The 20,582-nt window shown below is 61.6% G+C and carries 15 protein-coding genes, 8 pseudogenes and 1 riboswitch; all 23 genes and pseudogenes read left to right on the forward strand.

Going from position 1 to position 20,582, the window contains the following annotated elements; genetic code table 11:
• Positions 1 to 138: 138 nt before the first annotated feature.
• Positions 139 to 924: a nucleotidyltransferase domain-containing protein gene (locus OMP40_RS09025; RefSeq protein ID WP_277530795.1), complete on the forward strand. Its 786-nt coding sequence runs from the start codon at positions 139 to 141 to the stop codon at positions 922 to 924.
• Between the two features lie 43 nt (positions 925 to 967).
• Positions 968 to 2,195: pseudogene (locus OMP40_RS09030) on the forward strand (RtcB family protein).
• Between the two features lie 44 nt (positions 2,196 to 2,239).
• Positions 2,240 to 2,494: a hypothetical protein gene (locus OMP40_RS41360; protein WP_420871913.1), complete on the forward strand. Its 255-nt coding sequence runs from the start codon at positions 2,240 to 2,242 to the stop codon at positions 2,492 to 2,494.
• A complete protein-coding gene (locus tag OMP40_RS41365) occupies positions 2,445 to 2,576 on the forward strand; it encodes a hypothetical protein (protein WP_420871914.1) in 132 nt (43 codons plus the stop codon). The genes OMP40_RS41360 and OMP40_RS41365 overlap by 50 nt, the downstream gene beginning before the upstream one ends.
• Positions 2,525 to 2,902, forward strand: a pseudogene (locus OMP40_RS41370) (SAM-dependent methyltransferase); the annotation flags it as partial. The gene OMP40_RS41365 and the pseudogene OMP40_RS41370, both read left to right, overlap by 52 nt.
• 45 nt (positions 2,903 to 2,947) lie before the next feature.
• Positions 2,948 to 3,625: a class I SAM-dependent methyltransferase gene (locus OMP40_RS41375; RefSeq protein ID WP_420871953.1), complete on the forward strand. Its 678-nt coding sequence runs from the start codon at positions 2,948 to 2,950 to the stop codon at positions 3,623 to 3,625.
• Positions 3,513 to 6,101 carry a metallophosphoesterase gene (locus tag OMP40_RS09040; RefSeq protein WP_277530798.1) on the forward strand — a complete coding sequence of 863 codons (2,589 nt, stop codon included), beginning with the start codon at positions 3,513 to 3,515 and terminating at the stop codon, positions 6,099 to 6,101. Before OMP40_RS41375 ends, OMP40_RS09040 begins: the two co-directional genes overlap by 113 nt.
• A 130-nt stretch (positions 6,102 to 6,231) precedes the next feature.
• The gene (locus OMP40_RS09045; protein WP_277530800.1) at positions 6,232 to 7,155 is read left to right on the forward strand and encodes a CapA family protein; all 924 of its coding nucleotides are present in this window, start codon (positions 6,232 to 6,234) and stop codon (positions 7,153 to 7,155) included.
• Positions 7,156 to 7,353: 198 nt separating this feature from the next.
• Positions 7,354 to 7,439: riboswitch (cyclic di-GMP riboswitch) on the forward strand.
• Between the two features lie 203 nt (positions 7,440 to 7,642).
• Positions 7,643 to 8,311 (forward strand): Jag N-terminal domain-containing protein, encoded by a 669-nt coding sequence (locus tag OMP40_RS09050; RefSeq protein ID WP_277530801.1) that lies wholly within the window; start codon positions 7,643 to 7,645, stop codon positions 8,309 to 8,311.
• A pseudogene (locus tag OMP40_RS41380) lies at positions 8,262 to 8,666 on the forward strand (flagellar assembly protein A); the annotation flags it as partial. The gene OMP40_RS09050 and the pseudogene OMP40_RS41380, both read left to right, overlap by 50 nt.
• Positions 8,667 to 8,736: 70 nt before the next feature.
• Positions 8,737 to 9,723, forward strand: coding sequence for a FapA family protein (locus tag OMP40_RS09055; RefSeq protein ID WP_277530802.1), 987 nt, complete (start codon positions 8,737 to 8,739; stop codon positions 9,721 to 9,723).
• A 211-nt stretch (positions 9,724 to 9,934) separates the two neighbouring features.
• Positions 9,935 to 10,798, forward strand: a pseudogene (locus OMP40_RS09060) (TIGR02677 family protein); the annotation flags it as partial.
• A gap of 31 nt (positions 10,799 to 10,829) precedes the next feature.
• Positions 10,830 to 11,351, forward strand: a complete 522-nt coding sequence (locus OMP40_RS09065; RefSeq protein ID WP_277533065.1) for a DUF2397 family protein — start codon at positions 10,830 to 10,832, stop codon at positions 11,349 to 11,351.
• A gap of 152 nt (positions 11,352 to 11,503) precedes the next feature.
• Positions 11,504 to 11,893, forward strand: coding sequence for a DUF2398 family protein (locus OMP40_RS09070; protein WP_277530804.1), 390 nt, complete (start codon positions 11,504 to 11,506; stop codon positions 11,891 to 11,893).
• The gene (locus OMP40_RS09075; protein ID WP_277530806.1) at positions 11,841 to 12,341 is read left to right on the forward strand and encodes a DUF2398 family protein; all 501 of its coding nucleotides are present in this window, start codon (positions 11,841 to 11,843) and stop codon (positions 12,339 to 12,341) included. The genes OMP40_RS09070 and OMP40_RS09075 overlap by 53 nt, the downstream gene beginning before the upstream one ends.
• A gap of 1 nt (position 12,342) precedes the next feature.
• A complete protein-coding gene (locus OMP40_RS09080) occupies positions 12,343 to 12,585 on the forward strand; it encodes a DUF2398 family protein (RefSeq protein WP_277533067.1) in 243 nt (80 codons plus the stop codon).
• Between the two features lie 23 nt (positions 12,586 to 12,608).
• Positions 12,609 to 16,742 carry a TIGR02680 family protein gene (locus OMP40_RS09085; protein ID WP_277530808.1) on the forward strand — a complete coding sequence of 1,378 codons (4,134 nt, stop codon included), beginning with the start codon at positions 12,609 to 12,611 and terminating at the stop codon, positions 16,740 to 16,742.
• Positions 16,739 to 17,818: pseudogene (locus OMP40_RS09090) on the forward strand (TIGR02679 domain-containing protein); the annotation flags it as partial. The gene OMP40_RS09085 and the pseudogene OMP40_RS09090, both read left to right, overlap by 4 nt.
• Positions 17,819 to 17,870: 52 nt before the next feature.
• On the forward strand, positions 17,871 to 18,131 hold the full coding sequence (locus OMP40_RS41385; protein WP_420871915.1) for a DUF2399 domain-containing protein: 261 nt from the start codon (positions 17,871 to 17,873) through the stop codon (positions 18,129 to 18,131).
• Between the two features lie 458 nt (positions 18,132 to 18,589).
• A pseudogene (locus tag OMP40_RS09095) lies at positions 18,590 to 19,524 on the forward strand (5'-nucleotidase).
• Positions 19,525 to 19,605: 81 nt separating this feature from the next.
• Positions 19,606 to 19,791 (forward strand): annotated as a pseudogene (locus OMP40_RS09100) (arabinan endo-1,5-alpha-L-arabinosidase); the annotation flags it as partial.
• A gap of 106 nt (positions 19,792 to 19,897) precedes the next feature.
• Positions 19,898 to 20,107: pseudogene (locus tag OMP40_RS09105) on the forward strand (arabinan endo-1,5-alpha-L-arabinosidase); the annotation flags it as partial.
• Between the two features lie 85 nt (positions 20,108 to 20,192).
• The gene (locus OMP40_RS09110) at positions 20,193 to 20,492 is read left to right on the forward strand and encodes a family 43 glycosylhydrolase (protein WP_277530811.1); all 300 of its coding nucleotides are present in this window, start codon (positions 20,193 to 20,195) and stop codon (positions 20,490 to 20,492) included.
• Positions 20,493 to 20,582: the final 90 nt, after the last annotated feature.

The raw sequence follows: 20,582 nt of genomic DNA on the forward strand, positions 1-20,582 counted from the left end.
CCAATCAATGTAACTACCGCGTGCAGATCGGCAGGATTCGGGCGAGGGCGGGAATGGGGAAATCGCAGCGCATTACGACAGCAGGGCGGCAGGCTTCGGACTACCGGAGCCGCCGTTCTACATAGAGGTGATTTTCAGATGGAAACGATCAGAAAAACGATAAGCGATCAGTTGGATCGGCTCGAGCGGGAAGAGAACGTCCGCATCCTGTATGCGTGCGAATCGGGCAGCCGCGCTTGGGGCTTCCCGTCGCAGGACAGCGACTACGACGTACGGTTCGTCTACGTGCGCGAGCCGGACTGGTACTTGTCTATATACGATAAAAGAGATGTCATCGAGCGGCCGATCAGCGATCAATTGGACATCAGCGGTTGGGATTTGCGCAAGGCGCTGAACCTGTACCGCAAGTCCAACCCGCCGCTGCTCGAATGGCTGCAGTCGCCGATCCGGTACGCCGAGCGCTACACCGTGGCGGAGCAGCTGCGCGCGATCTCGCCGCTTACCTTTTCGCCGAAGTCCTGCATGTATCACTACCTGAACATGGCCCGCGGCAACTACCGGACGTACCTGCAGGGCGATCGGGTCAAAATTAAAAAGTATTTCTACGTGCTGCGCCCCGTGCTGGCGTGCGAGTGGATCGAGCGGTACGGCGACATGCCGCCGATGGCGTTCGACGTCCTGACGAACCGGCTCCTCCCGCGGGACGGAAAGCTCTGGCGCACGGTGCAGCAGTTGCTGGCCCGCAAAAAAGCGGGCGAAGAGCTTGACTACGAGCCGCGGCTCGCCGTAGTCAACGATTATCTGGAGGAGCGGCTCGCTCATCTGGAGCGAATCGCCGCCTCGCAGTCATCCAGGGCCGAGCGCCTGGACGACCGGCTGGACGCGCTGTTCCGGTCGGCGCTGCGGGAGGTATGGGGCGCGTAGCCGCTGTTCATTATTGCAACATAAAGGAGCGTAACGATACAACATGACCTATCAAACGATAGACGGCGTGCGCGTCTGGGGCAAGCCCGACGAGAGCGCGCTCTCCCAAGCGAAAACCTGCGCGGTGCACGGCAACGTCGTTCAGGCGCTGCTGATGGCCGACCATCACAAAGGCTACAGCCAGCCGATCGGCGGCGTGATCGCGTATGACGGCCAGATCTCGCCTTCCGGCGTGGGCTACGACATCGGCTGCGGCAACAAGGCCGTGCGCACGAACCTGATGGCATGCGACGTACTGCCTCGCCTCGCCGATATCATGGACCGGATCGCGCGCAAGGTGTCTTTCGGCATCGGTCGCATCAACAGCGAGCCGGTCGATCACGAGCTGTTCGACGATCCGGATTGGAGCGTATATGCGGCGATCGGGCGGCAGGAGCACGACAAGCTGAAGAAGCTTGCCCGCGACCAACTCGGAACGGTCGGCAGCGGCAATCATTACGTCGACTTGTTCGTCGAACCCGCCACGGACCGCCTATGGATCGGCAATCACTTCGGCAGCCGGGGCTTCGGCCACAGGACGGCCAGCGGCTTCCTGAACCTGGCGGCCGGACGCGAATTTCTGGGCAACGCCCCCCGGGGAAAAGATGGATCAGCCGCCCGTGCTGTTCGATCTGGACAGCGAGCTCGGAGATCTGTATTACAGGGCGATGAAGCTGGCCGGCCGTTATGCGTATGCCGGGCGCGACTACGTGATCCGGCAGGTGCTGGCGATCCTGGGCGCGGAGTCGGACTTCGAGGTGCACAACCATCATAACTACGCGTGGCGCGAGACGCACGGCGGCAAGGATACGATCGTCGTGCGCAAAGGCGCGACGCCTTCGGCGCCGGGACAGCTTGGGTTCATCGGCGGCAGCATGGGCGATATCTCGGTCATCGTGCGCGGCAAGGATACGGCGGAAAACCGCGATTCCTTCTACAGCACGGTCCACGGCGCGGGCCGCGTGATGAGCCGCACGCAGGCGGCCGGCAAGATGAATTGGAAGACGCGTACCCGTTCGGGCGGCCTGATCACGCCGGAGCAGATGGAGCTGGCGGTCCGCGAGTTCGGCGTCGAGCTCCGTGGCGCGGGAACGGACGAGAGTCCGTTCGTCTATCGCCGGCTGCAGGAGGTGCTGGACGCGCATGCCGAGACGATCGACGTGCTGCACGTGCTGAAGCCGATCGGGGTATGCATGGCGGGCGCGGACGAGTTCGATCCGTACAAGGACTAGTTGTCCACCAGCCTTATCGCCCGCCACAGAGAGGATGATTTTTAATGGCCATCGTTCAGCTCAAGTCGAGCCATCCGCAGTTTACGTTTCTGATCCGCAAAAATCCTTCTACCGGCATGCAGCTGCGGCAGATCCGCCAAGGCATGGCCTATGGCTGGTACTCGGACGATTCGACGTACAACGTTTACTTCAAGGACGCCGACAACGATATTTCATATAAAAAAGCAGGAAGACGAGCGCTTCGAGTACTTGAACGTCTCCCGGTACAACACGCCGCTGCTTCCGCTGAGCGCGATTAACGAATTTTTCGCGGCGCCGTTCAAAAAAGCACGACGACCGGGACGCGGAAGGCTGCGAGCACGTCTTTTTTCATCAATATGATCCACGTCGACCGGCTTCGCTACATTGATTTTTTTGAAAAGCACCTGACCGATTATTCCTTCACGCTGGAGCACCGGGCGCACAAAAGCTACGCGCTCACGATCGCCACGCGAAAAAGCCTGTACGGTCTGCTGCATGTTGCCAGTGTGCTGTGCCTGTTCCTGTCGATGTTTGGAGACGAGCAGATCGACATCTCGGACGTCGTGCTCGACAAGTACGTTCCCAGCCTGAACGTCATCGATGCGCCGTTTTTCATTCGCAGCCTGTTTGCGAGAAACTTCCTTCATTCGCGAGAGCGGTTCAAGAAGTACAAGGCAGTCGTGGAGCGGACGGACCGATATGCCATCGAATTGGCGTTCGGCGGTACGGCGATGCAGCGGCGCAGCTTCATTGCGGGCGTGCTGCCTTTCGACAAACCGATCCTCGACATTGGCTGCGGCGAGGGCTTTTATGCGATTCCGTTTGCGGGCAAGCTGGAGAGCGCTTATTACGCGGTGGACATCGACGAAGAGCTGCTGGATACCGTTGCGAGAAAAGCGGCTGCCAAGGAGATAGACAATATCGCGACGTTCGGTTCGCTCGACCGCTTCCTCGAAACATACAACGGCGAGCAGGTCGACGTCATCCTCACGGAGGTTGTCGAGCATATGAGCCTGGAGGACGCAGCGGCGTTTGTCCGGCACATCGGCACCGAGGTCGATTTCGAACGGTTGATCGTGACGACGCCGAACGCGGACTTCAACCGGTATTACGAGCTGGAAGGGTTCCGGCATGAGGATCATAAGTGGGAATTGGGCCAGGCGGCGTTCCGGCAATGGTTTGCAGATACGGTACAAGGGCTGCCGCTCGATTGCGAGTTTGTCGAAATCGGAGATCGGGTGGACGGCGTTCATACGACGCAGGGCGTCATCGTCCGCAGAGGGGGAGGGGTAGCGCATGGAGATGGCGACGCGCGTGCATACGATATTTATGCTGGTCGGCTCAAGCGAATGCGGCAAGACGACGTTTGCAAAAGAAGTGATGATGCCGCAGCTGCGTCTGACGGATGAGGCGCGGGGCTTGTGGACCAACGTGCAGTATTTGTCGTCGGACGCCATCCGGCAGGAATTGCTCGGCTACGCTTACGACAAATACGAGCAGCTGATGCTGGAGTCGAGTTCGCATGCGTTCCAATTGCTATTTGAGCGCTTGAAGCTGGTCACTTCGTTTCCGATCAATGCCGAGTTCGTTATCGTCGATACGCTCGGGTTGGCCGAGGACTTCCGCGCCAAGGTGCGGGACATCGCCCGCGACAACCACTACCATATCGAAGTCGTGCTGTTTGATTATCGCAGACGCAACGACTACTATGCTTCCGAGCGGTCCAAGAAGCTGATCACCGCGCATTTGAACCGGCTTCGCAAGGACGTGCTGCCCGTGCTGTCGCGCGAGGGCTACGACAAGATCCACAAGGTGCGGGCCAAGGATTTCTATTTCCCGGAGGAGCGGCGGGCCAACCCGGAATACCGGATCGCGGTGGAAAATTGGAACGAGTACGCGGCGTCGGTGCTGCCGAGGGATGCGGAGTATATCGTAATCGGAGACGTCCACGAATGCGTTGCGGACCTGCAGGGACTGCTGACGGACTTCGGCTACCGCATCGAGGGCGGGCGCATGGTGCCGACGGACAAGGTGCGGGACGCGAAGGTAATTTTGGTTGGCGACTGGATCGACAAGGGCAAGCATACGCGGGAGATCGTCGAGTTCCTGCATCGCAACCGGGAGCATTTCCTGTTTGTGCTCGGCAACCATGAGAACTTCGTGCTGAAGTATATGAACGGGGAAATCAAAGGCGCCGACGCGCAGCTGACGGATGCGTATTTCGACTCCATTCCTGCGCTGCAAGCCGACAAGGTGTTGTACGGAAAATTCGCCGAGCTTGCGGAAGCGTCCCGCCCCTTTTATCGGCACATCGGCGGCGACGGCAGATCTTCGTACTATGTCACGCATGCGCCCTGCCGCAGCGTGCATATCGGCAAGCTAGAGGCCGAATCGCTGCGCCGTCAGCGGAATTTCAGGCTCGACCGCGCGCTTGCTGCGGAAGATCAGCTGCATTTCCTGCGCGAGGAAGCGACGGGCAACCACCCGTACCACCTGTTCGGACACGTCGCGGCGAAGCAAGCCTTTCGGATCAAAAACAAAATTCATCTCGACACCGGCTGCGCGCACGGCAACCTGCTGACGGGCGTGCGGATGTCGTATAAGCCGTTTTTCAAGAGCCGCAAATCGCAAACCGCCGCTTTCCACGAGGAGCTGCCGACGCTGTTCCGGGAGGAGCGGAAGGTCAAGCTGCTGGAGCTGGACGCCGAGTCCGTCCGCAGGCTGCGCTATTGCGCCCGCCACCGCATCAACTATATCTCGGGCACGATGTCGCCGGCGGACAAGGACCTGGATGCGGGCGAACTCGAATCGCTGCGCAAGGGGCTCGCCTACTTCGCGGAGCGCGGCGTGAGCGAGGTCGTGTTGCAGCCGAAGTACATGGGCTCCAGATGCAACGTGTATTTGCATCGCGATATCGAGCAGTGCCGCGCGGTCAGCCGCAACGGCTATCAGGTCAAGGCCGTGGACATGCTGCCGATTTACGAGCGCTTGCAGCGGAAGTTCGGACCGTATATGTCGGAGCGGGGAATCGCCATGCTGGTGCTCGACGGAGAGCTGCTGCCGTGGAAGGCGCTGGGCGAAGGGCTGATCGAACGGCAGTTCCGGCCGATCGGGAAGGCGCTGGAGACGGAGCTGGATTTCCTGAAAACGCACGGGTTCGAAAAGGCGCTGGGCGAGCTGGTGGAGACCTGGGAGAACAGCGGGTTCGAGCAGGATCAGCATCACGCGACCAAGGAAGCGCTGAACGAAAAATACGGCACGCATCAGTATCAGACGTACAAGTTCGTTCGCGGCATTCGGGATACGCGTGTACCTTTGGCGCAGCATGAAGCGGCCTTCGAAGTGTACAGGCGCCAGCTTGAGCTGTATGCGGGAGATGCCGAGATCGTCTACAAGCCTTTTGCGCTGCTCAAGGAGGTCGGCGAGAACGGCGACGAGCGGCTACCCGATGACAAGACTTCGGTCAACTACCGCTTCGTGTCGGACGACGAATACATGGTGCTGGACCTCGAGAATCCCGCCGCCTATGCGGACGCCGAAGCTTTTTTCTCCAGACTCACCGTCGAGAACGGCATGGAAGGCATCGTCATCAAGCCCGAGCTTGAGCATCCCGGCACGGTCCCGTATATGAAGGTGCGCAATCCCGGCTATCTGTCGATCATCTACGGGTACGACTACAAGTTTCCGCATAAATACGGCAAGCTGATCAAGCAGAAGAACATCGCGCCCAAGCTGCGAACCTCGCTGAGCGAGCACCGGCTGGGCAAGCAGATGCTGGCGATCAAGCTGTCGGATATCGAGCCGGAAAACGAGTCGTTTAATCAGATTGCGGCCAACCTGCTGTTCGAGGTCGCCAGGGAGAAGGAAATGGATCCGAGGCTTTAACCGCGCGCACGATTTTCAAAATCCGGCCCATCTGGCGCCGGATTTTTTTGTGCGTTTGCCCGGCGCACGCAGTCCCCAACTCCCCACATAACATGATGCATCCGTAATTTAAGAAGGAGAGAAGCGGGCGATGACAACCATCACGTTGGCTGCGGTCGGGGACTTGTTGATGAAAAAGAACATGATCGCTTCGGCCGCGCGAGAAGGCGGATTTTCGCCTATATTTTCACGGGTAAAGCCCTACCTGCGTAAAGCGGACCTCACGATCGGCAATCTGGAGACGACCTTCTCCGGCAGCGGGTTCAGAGGAAAGCCCGGCAAGCTGCTGTTCAGCTCGCCGGACGCATTCGCGGCTACGCTCCGCGGCCTCGGCTTCGATGTGCTGAGCACGGCCAACAATCATTGCATGGACGGGACGTCGGCCGGATTGAAGCGGACGCTGAATGTCCTCGATCGGCACGGCTTGCGGCATACGGGCACGTCCCGTTCCACGCAGGAATCCCGCCGGAGGCTTATCGTCAACGTGAAGGGAATCCGGATCGGCTTTTTGGCATATACGTACGGAACCAATGGTATACGCGTGCCGGCGCCCTGGATGGTCAACCGGATCGCGCGCAGTAAAATAACGGCGGACGTGCGCAGCCTAAAGCGCGCGGCCGATTTTATCGTCGTATGCCTGCATTTCGGCAAAGAATTCCGTTCGCGGCCCGATCGGGGCCAGGTCCGCCTGATGCATCAATTGTTCCGAAATGGCGTAAACGTCGTGCTCGGCGCGCATCCCCACGTGCTGCATCCGATCAAAATGTACAAGATGAAGGACCGGGACGGACGGGTCCTGAATCGGGTAGCGGCATCCTCCTTGGGGAACTTCGTCTCGACCGAGCTGCCGCGGCATACGGCCAGATTAAGAGGCGCGATTCTGAGGCTGACCGTTACGAAAAACGCAAAAGGGATCGCGGATGTACGGAAAATATCTCGCGTGCCGACCCGTATTTTGCAAAATGTCGGTCCTAAACGAGTGTATCGGGTCGTGCCGTCGGGAAAGGGAGGTTAAAAACGTTCTACGGCCGGACTGCGTTGAGCGGCGTCTCGTGAGCATAAAGAACCGAAATGTATCGAAGCAAACATCAAAAGATTCAAAATGGCATTGGAATGTTCATTTTATTTCTTCAAAGCGGCATTTTTTTTGTCACAGAATTCGTCGAAAAATGTAAAATGGATTTTAAGTAAAGGTTCCCATAACATCTGTCTCTAATTGCAAAGGCAAACCATTCGAAAGAGTGGGACGCAAAATCACGGGTCTAAAGCACAAGTTGCCATGACAGCCGGATTGCCGAGTTGAGAGGATTTCCAATCCAGCCCTCTATTCGGACTGGATTTTTTTTTATTTGCATCATATTGCGTTATCCGGCGGGGATGTCCCGGACTTCAGCGATGCATCTTCTGCCTGTCTTATCCGAGGCGGCGGCGCATATCGCGGTTAATCGGCGAAACGGCCGAGGGGCGGGGCTCCGCGCTCATAACTTAGGGGTGATCTGAAAGTGACCTACTCGAGGGAAAACATGACCTTCACGGGGCGAAATCTGGAAGAAGCGATTAAGTGCGCCATGGAAGCGATGAACGTCGATAAGGATCAAATGGAGCTTGAGGTCGTGGACCGCGGCAATGAAGGATTTTGGGGAATGCTGGCCAAGCCTTCTGTCATTCGCGTGTCGCTGAAGGCGAACCCGGGCATCGTGGCGGATGAAGCCGCGGCGGAAGCGGAATGGAACATATCCGATTTGGCCGATGACTTGCGACTGCCCTTGAAGGCGGAGCTTCGCGACGTTGCGGTACAGGCGGACGAGCCGGAACAAGCAGGTAAAGTGTGGATCGAGAACGGCACGATCAGGTGCAAGGATGCTCCCGATCGTTTTCCGCTCGTCGGCCCGGGTCAAGACGTCCGGCTGTTCGTTAACGGCGAGCGCGTTCAGCAAGCGGTCATGGTTAGCGAGAAAGACGTGCTTGAGGCGGAGCTGGAGCAGGAGGCTGAGGAGCCGTCTTGGGAGCTGCGGGTGAGTCCGGACAAAATGGCAGCGACCCTGTCGGTCGTGCCGGGCTTTCGGATCGAGCGCTTTCTTAAGGACAAGCCGCCTTCCGACTTTTTGCTGGTCGAGATGGATGAAGTCAAAAAAACCGATCGTCGTCGATTACGAGGTTGTCCTGAATGAACTGAGGGCAGCCGGCATCCATTACGGCATCGATTATTCGGAGATCGCCCGCGCCTGCACGACGCGCGAAAAAGGCGTCTTTACGATCGCGAAGGGAACGCCGCCTTCCGTGGGCAAGCCGGGGTACTTCCTCCCTTTGACGGAGATCGATGTCCGCAAGCAATTTAAGGAGCGCGACAACGGCAGCGTCGATTACCGAGAGCGCACGTCGTTCCCGTCGGCGCAGCGCGGGCAAGTGCTGGGCACCGTTCAGCCTCCGACTCCCGGCATCTATGGGACGACGGTTACCGAGGAGGTGATCCTTCCCGCCGAGATCCCGCCGATCAGCATCCGGCAAGGAAAGGGGATTCTCTGGCTCGAAGAGGGGACGAAGGCAGTCGCCATCGAGACCGGTCAACCCGTCGTCAAAAAAAATGGGAAACAGCTTGCAAATCTCTATCCTTCCCAAATTATCGATCGGCGACGACGTCAATCTCGAGACCGGCAATATCCGCTACGCCGGCGATGTGGAGATCGGCGGTTCGGTGCAGGATCAGATGTGCGTAGAGGCGCAAGGCAACATTCTCGTCCGGGGCAACGTGAATTCGGCCAAAGTCGGCGCCGGCGCTTCGATCATCGTCCGCAGCAATATAATCGGAAGCGTCGTGACCGCGGGCGTCGGCAATCTTCTGCAATCCGAGATTCACGATATGCTTGGCGGCATCGTGCCGCAAATGAGGCAAATGGACGCTGCGATCCGTCAGTTGCAATCCTCTTCCGCCTTTAAGACGTCAACGTTGAGCCGAACGGGCTTGGGCCCGTTGATCAATATAATTTGCGAGAGCCGGTTCAAATCCTTTCCGGCCTTATGGAAGGCGTTCATGCAGAAGCTGGAAGAAGGAGAGGCGGCAAAAGAGGGGCTGCTGGAGCCTGATCTGCTGAACTTTGGAAGACGCATATCCAATGTGTTCCTGCACCCTCAGGCGGCAGGCTTCGATGACGTCGACGCCTTCGGCACGGCGGTCGATGAAGCCGAACAGCTTTATCGGCACACCGAGGCCGGCGATTACAACGAGCTTCATTTTATCCAGTCGGGCTTTATTCAGAACAGCGAAGTTTACTCGAGCGGAGACATCGTCGTCTCCGGACTCGGTATCTACCAATCCAAGCTGCGAGCCAGAGGAGGCGTCCGGGTGACGGGGTCCGTTCGCGGAGGGGAGATCGTCGCCGCAAAGAGCGTCACCGTCGGAGAAGCGGGATCCCGAGGCGCCGTACATACGAAAATAGCCGTGCCTGCGGAAGAGAGCATCCGCATCGTTAAAGCGATGGAGGATACGATCATCCAGGTCGGTGCCGCCGTTCACCGATTCTCTAAAACCTCGACCGACGTGCACGCCAGACTGGATCGAACGGGCATGCTGATTTTCGAATGAAAGGTCGAACGGGAGCGAAGACTGCGGGGGGCCGTCGTCCGCATCGTCCGTCTGAAGCCGAAGATTCGGGACAGGGGAATTATATTTTGTTAAAATAACAGGGTCAAAGGAGGTACTGAACTTGGGCCCTTTTATTACGCCTGCGGGTTTGCGGGCAGTTCCGGAGCTTAGCTATCTGACGGCGACGAACGTCGCGCGTTATCGCGTCATTATGCGGTTCGTGTATGTGGAATATCAGCGGCTCCGGTATTGGCTGCGGCCGGAAGAGATCTACGAAGGCGCGAAGTCCTCGGGCGTGCTCGATAACTATACGCTGGAGATGTGTATGTCCGATCTGGAGAGTCTCAAAGGCTGGGGCAATCTGGCCTCCCGCCACGACGGCGGGCGAGCGCTCTCGCTTGAAGAATATATGCGCAAAAAGAGTCAGTATTTGCTGACGCCTTATTCGATAGAAATCGAACGGATGCTGGAGGCGCTGGAAAAGGTCAAAGGGTACGGCGGCTCGCTCGAGACGACGTACTTCGACCAGATCGCCGCCTGCGTCCACGAGATTCGGGAGAAAGCCGATACGTTCGCGCCGGGCGAGGCGCTGGGCAATTGGGAGAAGCTGTACGCGGCCTTCAAGACGATGCATGAAAATGCGGCCGACTTTATCGCGAGCATCCATTCGATTCAAGCCGAGGAGATGATGGCGACCGACGGCTTCTTGATGCTGAAGGACAATCTCGTGAATTACCTTCAGCACTTCGTGAAGGGGCTGCAGCGCAGCGCCTACCGGATCGAGGGGCAGCTGCTGCGCGTGGGCGACGGGCTGCGGGATGCGTATCTGGCGCTTGCCGTATCGGACGAGCTGGCGCGTCCGCGTCTGGAAGAAGGCAAGTCCGAAGAAGAGATCCGCGAGGAGCTTCGTCAAGGTTGGACCAACCTGAAGCGCTGGTTCGTCGGCAGCGAGGCCGAGCCGAGCGAGCTGACGCTGCTGGAGAAAGCGACCAAGGAGGCGATCGCCAAGGTCGTCCGCAGCGCGGTGCGGCTGCAGGAGCGAAGGCGCGGCGGAATGAGCCGGCGGGCCGATCTCGAGCGGCTCGGACGCCGATTCGCGCAGCTGGATAGCCTGGAGGAGGCGCACAAGCTGGGGGGCCTATGTATTCGGTCTTTTCCCGAGCCGCCATCTTCAGGGCGAGGATGCGCGCGAGACGGAGCGGGCCGACGTCTCGACCTGGAGCGAGCCGCCCAACATACGGCTCATTCGAACGCGCAGCCGCAAGCGGGCGGCCCGCTCGGCGACGGAACCGATGCGTACGCATACGGCCAAGCGGGAGGCGTACCGCGAGCAGGTCGAGGCGCAGTTGGCGGAGGAGCGGGCGTTCGTCGAGCGGATGCAGGGCTACGGCGCCGTGCGGATCGGCGAGCTGCCGCTGCTCGGCGCGAAGGAGCGCATGCGCCTGCTTAACTGGATCGGACGCTGCACGGCTGCGAGCTCGCGTTCGTTCGTGACGGCGGACGGACATTCGATCGCGGTGCTCATGCCGGATGAGGAAGAGACCGCGCTGCTGCGCAGCGAGGACGGCGAGCTGGTCATGCCCGACTATTTAATCGAGGTCCAAATAGGAGGCATGCAGCATGGCTAGGGGCGGGACGACATCCTATGCGCTTCGGCGCATGCGGGCCAACAAGCGGGCGGACGCCGAGCAGTGGAACGAGCGCCGCCGCGTCTGCGCGCATGCGCTGCTGAACCGGCCCTGGATCGCCAAGGAGGAGGATCCGGAGCTTTTTTTACTGGGTGAAGGATCAATATACGGAGCTGCGGGACTGGTTTGCGGAGCATACCGGCTTCCTGCTGATTCTGACGCGGACGATGGCCAAGCTGGACAAGGCGCCGCTCGTCGCCGAGCCGTGGATGGGCTTCTCCGAGTTCCGCGAGCCGCGGGACTATGCTTTTTTTACGTATGCGCTATGGTATCTGGAGTCGAAGACCGAGCTGGACCAGTTCGTGCTGACCGATATCGTGGAGCAGGTGACGGAGCAGCTCGCCGCGTCCGGCATCGGTCTGGACTGGGAAAATTATCAGCACCGGCTGTCGATGGTCCGCGCGCTCAAAAAAGCTCAGGGAGCTGGGCGTGCTTCGCCATATCGACGGCGAGGAGTCGGATTGGGCCCACGACACGCATAAAAACGTGCTGTACGAATGCGCGCCTTCTTCTCGCTATGTGCTTCGCCATTTTCCGCGGGATATGGGTGTCTATGAGCGGCTGGACGACTTCGCCGAGCAGGTCGTGTACCCGGAGACGGCGGACGGAGACATGCGGCGCAAGCGTCACGGCGTCTACCGCAGGCTTCTGCTGGAGCCCGCCGTGGCGGATCGGGAATGGAGCAAGGAGGAGCTGCACTACGTCGTGACGCAGCGGCGAGCCATTATGGACCAGCTTCAGTTCATGTTCGGGCTGGCGGGCAGCCGCTATCGGGAAGGCTTGTACTTCTTCTATCCCGAGCCGACGGCGGAGTGCGACCTGTTCCCGACGGCGGCCGGCATCTCCGATCTGGCGCTGTTGTTCGCGGGGGGAGCTGCGGAGGAAGCTCGGCGAGCAGGACTGGCATATCGAGGAGGACGGCACGCTTGAGCTGACGCGGACGGACGTCGAGGCGCTGCTCCACGGGCTGAAGCTGCGATACGGCGAGTATTGGAGCAAGGAGCACCGGGAGAAAAGCCTGGGCGAGCTGGCCGAAGCGCTGATGGCGCATATGGCCGAATGGAAGCTCGGCAAGCGCCGGTCCGAGGGCGAGGATCGGGAGCGCTTCGTCGTGTCGGCGGTCGTATCGCGGTGGAACGCGGACTATGCGCTTGACGAAGGGACCGAGGCGTGAACAAGGATCGGCAGGAGGCTACGATGGAAAAACAATTGCGCGACCGCTGGCAGATGAACCGGGCGGGCATACTGAATTTCTGGTTTTACGAGGAGGAAGAGTTCGAGCTTGGAGACGGACGCCTCGTGCTGCGCGGCACGAACGGCGCGGGCAAGTCCGTCACGATGCAGAGCTTCGTGCCGCTCGTGCTGGACGGCGACAAGCGTCCGCACCGGCTGGATCCGTTCGGCTCGAAGGACCGCAAGATCGAATATTATTTGCTTGGCGATCAGGACGAGCATACGGACCGGACCGGCTACCTGTGGCTGGAGTTCGTGCATCCGGCCAAGGGACTGTATAAGACGATCGGCATCGGCCTTCGTGCGCGACGCGGCGTGGCGCAGGTCGGCTTCTGGGGATTCCTGCTGGAGGACGGCCGCCGCATGGGCGAGAACTTCTGGCTGTACGACCGCGTGTTGGAGCGGGAGGGCAGGGGGAAATATCCGCTCGACCGGCGGGCGCTGGAGGCGGAGATCGGCGCGGGCGGCCAGGTCGTGCAGGAGCAGCGGGCGTACCGCGAGCTCGTCAACCGGGCGCTGTTCGGCTATCACGACAAGGATGCTTATACGGACCTGCTGCAGCTGCTCGTTCAACTGCGGAGCCCCAAGCTGTCCAAGGACGTCAAGCCGACCGCGATCTACGAGATTCTGGTGCAGGCGCTGCCGCCGCTGCACGAGGAGGAGCTGCGTCCGCTGTCCGAGGTGATGGAGGACATGGACCAACTGGCCGACCGGCTGGACGAGCTCAAGCTGCATCAGGCGGAGCTGGACAAGCTGAGCCGCAGCTACGAGCAGTACAATCGCTATTTGCTCTACCGAAGCGGCGAGCAACTGCTGGACGTGCACCGGGACCGCGAGGCGTCCCGCCGGCAGCTATCGGCCTTGACGAAGGAGCTGCAGGAGGCGCAGCGTTCCCAGACGGAGGCGGATGCCGCGGGCGAAGCGAACCAGGCGGAGACGGTCGTCGTCGAGACGGAGCTGGATTTGCTCGGCCGCAGCGAAGCGATGGAGAAGCAGCAGGAGCTGGAGGCGGCGGAGCAGGGGTTGCAGGAGACGGAGCGGTACGCCGACGAAGCGCAGCGGCGGCTGACGGACGCGCTCCGCAGCAGGGAGCGGGCGGAATCGGACGCCGAGAAGGCGCGCAGGGACCAGGCGGAGCAGCTTGGCAATCAGCGCGATACGCTGGCGGAGATGGACGAGCTGACGGCCGAGACGGAGTTCGCGCATCATGGCGTCTACGCGAGGTACTGGCAGCCGGAGCCGCCGGCTGATACGGCGTTCCTCGGCGCGTGGCGCCGGGACGTCGAGGACCATCGCCGCACGCTGGGCGAAGCGATCGTCTTGGCGGAGCGCGAGCAGGAGGCCGGCCGTCTCGTCGCGGACTATGACAGGCAGCTTGGCGAGCTGCGCGCCGAGCGCGATCTGGCGGAGCGCGCAAGCCGTGAGGCGGAGGAAGCCGCCGACGACGCGCTGCGAAGCTGGAAGGAATCGCTGCTCATGTGGAAGCAGGGGCTTGCCGCGCTGCGGATCGGCGACGAAGCCGTGCAGGCGATGCTGCGCGCGAGCGCCGAGCTGTCGTACGAGCGGCAGTCGCTCGAGCCGGTGCTTGCGCCGGTGCGCAGTGAAGCGGATCGCCAGCGGCAGGCGCTGGTGGAAGCGAAGCTGGCGCTTGCGCAGGAGGCGAAGCTGGCGCAGGAGGAGCTGGACAGGCTGGCCGCGGACAAGCTGGCCTGGGAGCGGCAGCGCGAGCCGGAGCCGGCGCGCAGCGAATCGCGGCGTCGGACGCGGAGCGGGTATGCGCCGGGCGAAGGCGCGCCGTTGTACGAGCTGTGCGAGTTCCAGGCGCACATCGGCGAAGAGCAGCGCGCGGGCATCGAGCGGGCGCTGCTGGACGGCGGCGTGCTGGACGCCTGGCTGCGCGCCGACGGCAGCTACGCGCTAGCGGACGGGGCGGCAGAGGAAGCGTGGATCGTCGCCCAGCCGCTGGAGTGGGGCTATACGCTGGCGGACGTGCTGAAGCCGACGCCCTCCGCCGAATCGGGTCTGTCCGAGGCGCAGGTCGAGGCGGCGCTTCGGTCGTTCGCCTGGGGCGAAGCGTTCGCGCCCGAGACGCTGGATCGGACCCAGAGCGCGGTCGTCGGCCGCGATTATTATCAGCTCGGGCCGATCGTGGGCAAGTCGGACGGATCGGCGCACCGGGCGCAGTACATCGGCAAGGAGGCGCGCAGGCAGTTCAAGCTGGCGGAGATCGCCCGGCTGTCGCAGGAGATGACGCAGGTCGAGGCAACGCTGGCCGCGCTCGGCCTGGCGATCGGCGAAAAGGACGAGGCGATCGCGGCGATCGGGCGGGAGCTCGCGTCTTTCCCGGCGAACGACGAAGCTCGCGGCGCGCTGCTGTCAGCCTGGGCGGTCCAGTACGAAGCGGCCATGCGATTCAAGCTGCTGCTCGAGCGGGAGCACAAGCTCGCCGACCAGCTGCGCGCCAAACAGCAGCAGTGGGGCGAGCTGAAGCAGGCGTTTCTGGCGGCGGTGTCGGTCTGGTCGCGCCTGCGCACGCTCCGCGATCTGCGGGAGGCGCTGGATTCGCTCGCCGTCTACGGCGAGAAAATCTCGCAGCTGCATGCCGACTGGCGGGCGTACCGGCAGCGCAGCGCGGAGGCGGAGCGCAGCGAGGAGCAGGCCGCGGCGTACGGCGTGGCGGCAGAGCTCGAGGAGGAGCGGCGCGACGAGCTGCTCGATAAAAAGTTCGCGCTGCGGGTCAAGGTCGATCAGCTCCGCAAGCTGATGGAGGAGCTGGGCATCGCCGACCTGCATGCCCGGATCAGCGGACTGAGGGCGAGGCGGCAGACGCTGCTGGCGGACCGGAAGCGGCTGATCGAGGAGGCGAAGCAGGCGGCGACGCGCTTTGCGGTGCTCCTCGAGCGTCAGTCGGTTCTGGCGGGTCGGGAGCAGGAGGTGTCGGAACGGCTTGAGCGACGGCTCGCCGACTTCGCGGCCGAATGGCGGCTCGGGCTCGTGCCCGAGACGGAGGGGCTGGAGGCGCCGGCTGCCGGCGACGAACGACAATGGCTGCCCTCATGCAGGCGAATCGTCGAGCTGCTGGAGAGCCGGGTCGGCCGCGCCAACAAGGAGCGGCTGAGCGGCGTGCTCCAGGATCAGTACAACGCGTCGAAGCATCTGCTCGGCGAGTATGCGCTGGAGGCGGAGATCGCCGACACGGGGCGGATCACATTGTTGTCGATGCGGGACCGGACGCGACCGCAGAAGCCATCGGCGCTGCTCGCGGAGATGGCCGCGATTCTCGCCGAGCAGGAGAGCCTGCTGAGCGACAAGGACCGGGAGCTGTTCGAGGAGATCATCCTGCGCAGCGTCGGCAAGTCGATCCGCAGCCGTATTCAGCGGGCCGAACTATGGATGAAGACGATGAACAAGCTGATGGCCGAGCGGGATACGTCGAGCGGCCTCAAGCTGCAGCTGCAGTGGCTGCCGAAGGCGGCGCAGTCGGAGAACGAGCTGAACAGCGACGAACTCGTCGCTCTGCTGCGCAAGGATGCGCATCTGCTGCACGACGACGAGGTGGAGCGGCTCGTCGGACATTTCCGCTCGCGCATCCAGTGGGCCAAGCAAGGCGCCGCCGAGGAGCGCGAGACGCTGCGCAAGCATATTTACGACATGCTCGATTACCGGTCCTGGTTCCAGTTCTCCCTGCGCTACAAAAAGGGCGAGGAATCGCAGTACCGCGAGCTGACGGATTCGAGGTTTAACGTGCTCAGCGGCGGCGAGAAGGCGATGTCCATGTACATCCCGCTGTTCGCGGCGACATATTCGCGCTATGCGGACGCAAGCCCCGAAGCGCCCAAGATCATCTCGCTCGACGAGGCGTTCGCGGGCGTCGACGACGAGAATATCCGGGATCTGTTCGGCCTGCTATCCGAGATGGACTTCGACTATATGATGACGTCCCAGGTGCTGTGGGGCTGCTACGACACCGTTCCCGAACTAGGCATCAGCGAGATTTACCGGCCGAAGGACGCGAACTACGTGACGGTATTCAGGTATCGCTGGAACGGCAGGCGTCTCGAGCCGCTCGGAGAGCGGGGAGACGAACGCCGTTCATGAGCAAGGAGACGGAAGTTCGCCGATATTTCGGGCAGGCTGGCTTTGCGCGATTTCTGGCGCAGCTGCGGAGGCAGTACCAGTCGTCGAAAAACGGCGCAAGGGGATACGTCACGCTGAACGACGTTTCGGCGGACGAGCGAGAGGCGCTGGATGCGTTTTATGAGACCTACAGTCCGCCGCCCGCGGCCGGCGAGACGAGGCGCTATTCGATCCAAAAATTTGCGGCCTTGCTGCAAAAAAGCCGGTTCGGGCTGACGGTGCCGGAGCTGCTCGCGATGCTGGCCGGCGAGTCGGTGCTCACGCTCGGCGAGCGTCAGCAATTGATCGATGCGGAATGGAACCGCATGATTGAAGGCGAGCTTGCGGCGGCGATCCAGGACGCGGACGGCGACGGCCGCGCGATCGCGTGGGCCGAAGGGCTCGCGGCGGAGCGTTCGCCAGGAGCCCGCACGCTGCGACTGATCTTCGCGAAGTCGCCTCTGGATGCGCAGCTCGCGCTTCGGCATGCGCTGGCCGCGGTGTGCATGCTGCTGGCTGCGGAGCTTCCGCTGCGGCCCGTGAGATTGCCGATTCTGGCAGCTATGGCGACGGGAGACGCGCATGCGCTCGATTGGAAGCGGCCGGGCGGGCGTCTGTTCTGGTGGGGGCTGACGTCGATCTTCGATCTCGAGCCGGCTTCGATGACGGAAGAGGAGACAGGCGGCGAGCCGAATGGGGCGGCGACGGATGCCGGCGTTACGCAAGCGATGCTGCTGCGCGACGTGTACCGCGCCTGCGGCGTCGCCGATGACGACCTGTCTTCGCAGGCGATGCTGTATGCGCCGGACCTGTACGGCTCGGAGGAACGGATCCTGACGCTGCGGCAGGTCGAGCGGCTGGACGCGGCGCAGCTCAGGCTGATTCGCGCCCCCGTGATTCACATGGTCGAGAATCCTGCCGTGTTCGCCGCGCTCGCGGACGCCGATGCGGCGCTCGCGGATCGTGCGGGGAAGGCTGCGATTGCGCCCGTGATCATCTGCGGCAACGGTCAACCGATGCTGGCCGTCATCCGGCTGCTGGAGCGGCTGCTCGCGGCGCTTCCCGATATCGCGCTTCGCTACTCGGGGGGACCTGGACTACGCGGGCCTGATGATCGCACAAAGCTTGCAGCGGCGCTTCGGCAGCCGGTTCCGCGCATGGCGGATGAATCGGGACGTCTATCGTCGGCATGCGCACATCGGCGTGCCGATCCAGGAGGCCGAGCGCCTGCGGCTGCAACGAAGCGTCTTCGAGTGGGACCCGGCGCTTGGTCGGGAGATCGCCGAGAAAGGCGCCAAGCTTCATCAGGAATTGTGGACGGACGAGTTGTTGGCAGACTTGACGGGCAGAGGAAGGGACTATGAAGCATAAAGGCTTGACGAGGCCGGAGCGCTTGCCGCTCGGAAAGAGCTGGCTTGAACGATATAAGGGAAAAAAGCCGATTCGAGACTACCGCAAATCCTTCGATGTGCCGTCGGATTGCGCGGTTCAGGAACTTCAAATGCTCGGGTTAACGCTCACGAAAGAAGAGATTGCCAAGGGGCGCAATGGAGAGAAGGCAAGGGCCAGGAATCGAAAAGCCAAAGCGCAAAAAGCGGCCGAGAGACGACGATCGGCTGCGGCGCCTAAAAAAAGCAAACGACGATCAGCCTTGGCAGGATGAAAACTTCTTTATTATAGTCGGCTATACGGACTGGGGATTCCCTTATGGAATCACCTGGGAAGAGCAAGAGCAGATGAACAACGATGCCAGTCTTTTTTGCTACGGTGCCGCCGGAAGACATCATCGTCGATTAAGCGGGAGCGCGCCTAAATTTACGGAGGAACCTATGCCATTTCCTATTGAAGAAAAATTCGTCGTCGCGGTCGCGTCCAGCGCCCTGTTCAATCTGGAGGCATCGGACAAGGTGTTCAAGGAAAAGGGGGAGGAGGAGTATCGTCAGTACCAGCATGCGCACGAGGAAGAGGTGCTGCATACCGGCGTCGCCTTCCCGCTGATCAAGCGGCTGCTCATGATCAACGGCAACGACCCGGACGACCAGCCGGTCGAAGCCGTGCTGCTGTCGCGCAACGATCCGGATACGGGGCTGCGCGTGTTCAAGTCGATCCAGCATTACGGGCTGCCGATCACGCGCGCGGCGTTCGTCGCGGGGCGCAATCCCTTCACGTATATGGATGCTTTTAACGCGTCGCTCTTTCTCTCGGCGGATCCCGACGACGTCCGGTCGGCGATCCGGATGGGGCTGCCGGCGGCGCAGGTGTTCCCGACCGGGTTCGTCGACGACGACCGGGAGCAGGAGCTGCGAATCGCCTTCGACTTCGACGGCATCATCGCGGACGATTCGGCGGAGGGCATCTACCAGGCGCAAGGCATGCAGGGCTTCCACGAGAGCGAGCGGGTGAAGGCGGCGGAGGCGCTGCCGCCCGGACCGCTTTTTCGGTTCTTCAGCGAGCTGGCGCGGCTTCAGCGGCGGGAGTGGGACAAGAAGAAGAGAGACCCGGACTACTCGCCGCGCGTCCGGATCGCGATCGTGACGGCTCGCAATGCGCCCGCGCACGAGCGCGTCGTGACGACGCTGCGGACGGCCGGCATTCGGGTGGACGATGCTTTTTCCTCGGCGGCATCGAGAAGGCGCGCGTGCTGAAGGTGTTCCGGCCGCATATTTTCATCGACGATCAGGTCGGCCACATCGAAGGCGTGTCGGGTTATTATCCGACGGCGCACGTGCCGTTCGGGGCGCTCAACAGCTCGGCATCCACGTAAATAACGGTCCGAGGCCGAAGAGGCCGTCAATGAGCCGGACATGGAAGGAGTTCCCGACCCGTGAAAATAAACAATCCGATCGTGCCCGGGTGGTACGCAGACCCCGAGGCCAGAACGTATGAGGGGAAGCACTGGATTTTCGCCACGCGCTCCTTCACGGAATATACGATGCAGATGAATCTGGACGCGTTCAGCTCCGCCGATCTCATCCACTGGGACAAACACGAGGGCATCGTAGACATGACGGATTTCCCTTGGGTATGGCGAGCGGTCTGGGCGCCGACGCAGATCGAGCACCGGGGGCGATACTATCTCGTATTCGCTTCGAACGACATTCAGTCGGACGAGGAGACGGGGGGGCTTGGAGATCGCCGTGGCGGATCGTCCGGAAGGGCCGTACCGGGGCTGCCTCGGAAAGCCGTTGGTGGACAAGTTCATTCATCGGGCGCAGCCGATCGACGCGCATCTCTTCAAGGACGACGACGGAACCGTCTACCTGTACTACGGCGGCTGGGGACATTGCAACGTCGCGCGGATGAACGGGGAGATGACCGGTTTCGTTCCCTTGACGGACGAAGGCGATGGGGAAGAAGTGTTCCGCTCCATTACGCCGGAGGGATATGTGGAAGGCCCTTGCATGATCAAAAAAGGACGGGCTTTATTACCTGATGTGGTCCATGGGCGGATGGACGAACGGCACGTATCGCGTAGCGTACGGCGTGAGCGACAATCCGCTCGGTCCGTTCGGGAACGAGGGCACGATCCTGGAAAGGCAGGAGCCGATCGCGGAGGGCCCCGGGCACCATGGTTACCTGCACCTGGAGGCGTCGGACGAATGGCTGATCGTATACCATCGCCGAACGATCGGCGACACGGAGCCGGGGAATCGCAGGTTGTGCATCGATCGCATGCGGATCGGCGGCGGCAGGATCGAGCCTGTCGTTATGACCGAATCGTGGGCGCGTTGAGGTCTCGGACTTAAGCGTGGACCGACGAGGACGGTAGACATCGGGCGTCCGCCTGTATCAGGGGGATGCCCGATGTCTATTGACGGCCGG

Origin of the sequence: Cohnella rhizosphaerae, assembly GCF_029525575.1 — a bacterium.
GTDB lineage: Bacteria > Bacillota > Bacilli > Paenibacillales > Paenibacillaceae > Cohnella > Cohnella rhizosphaerae.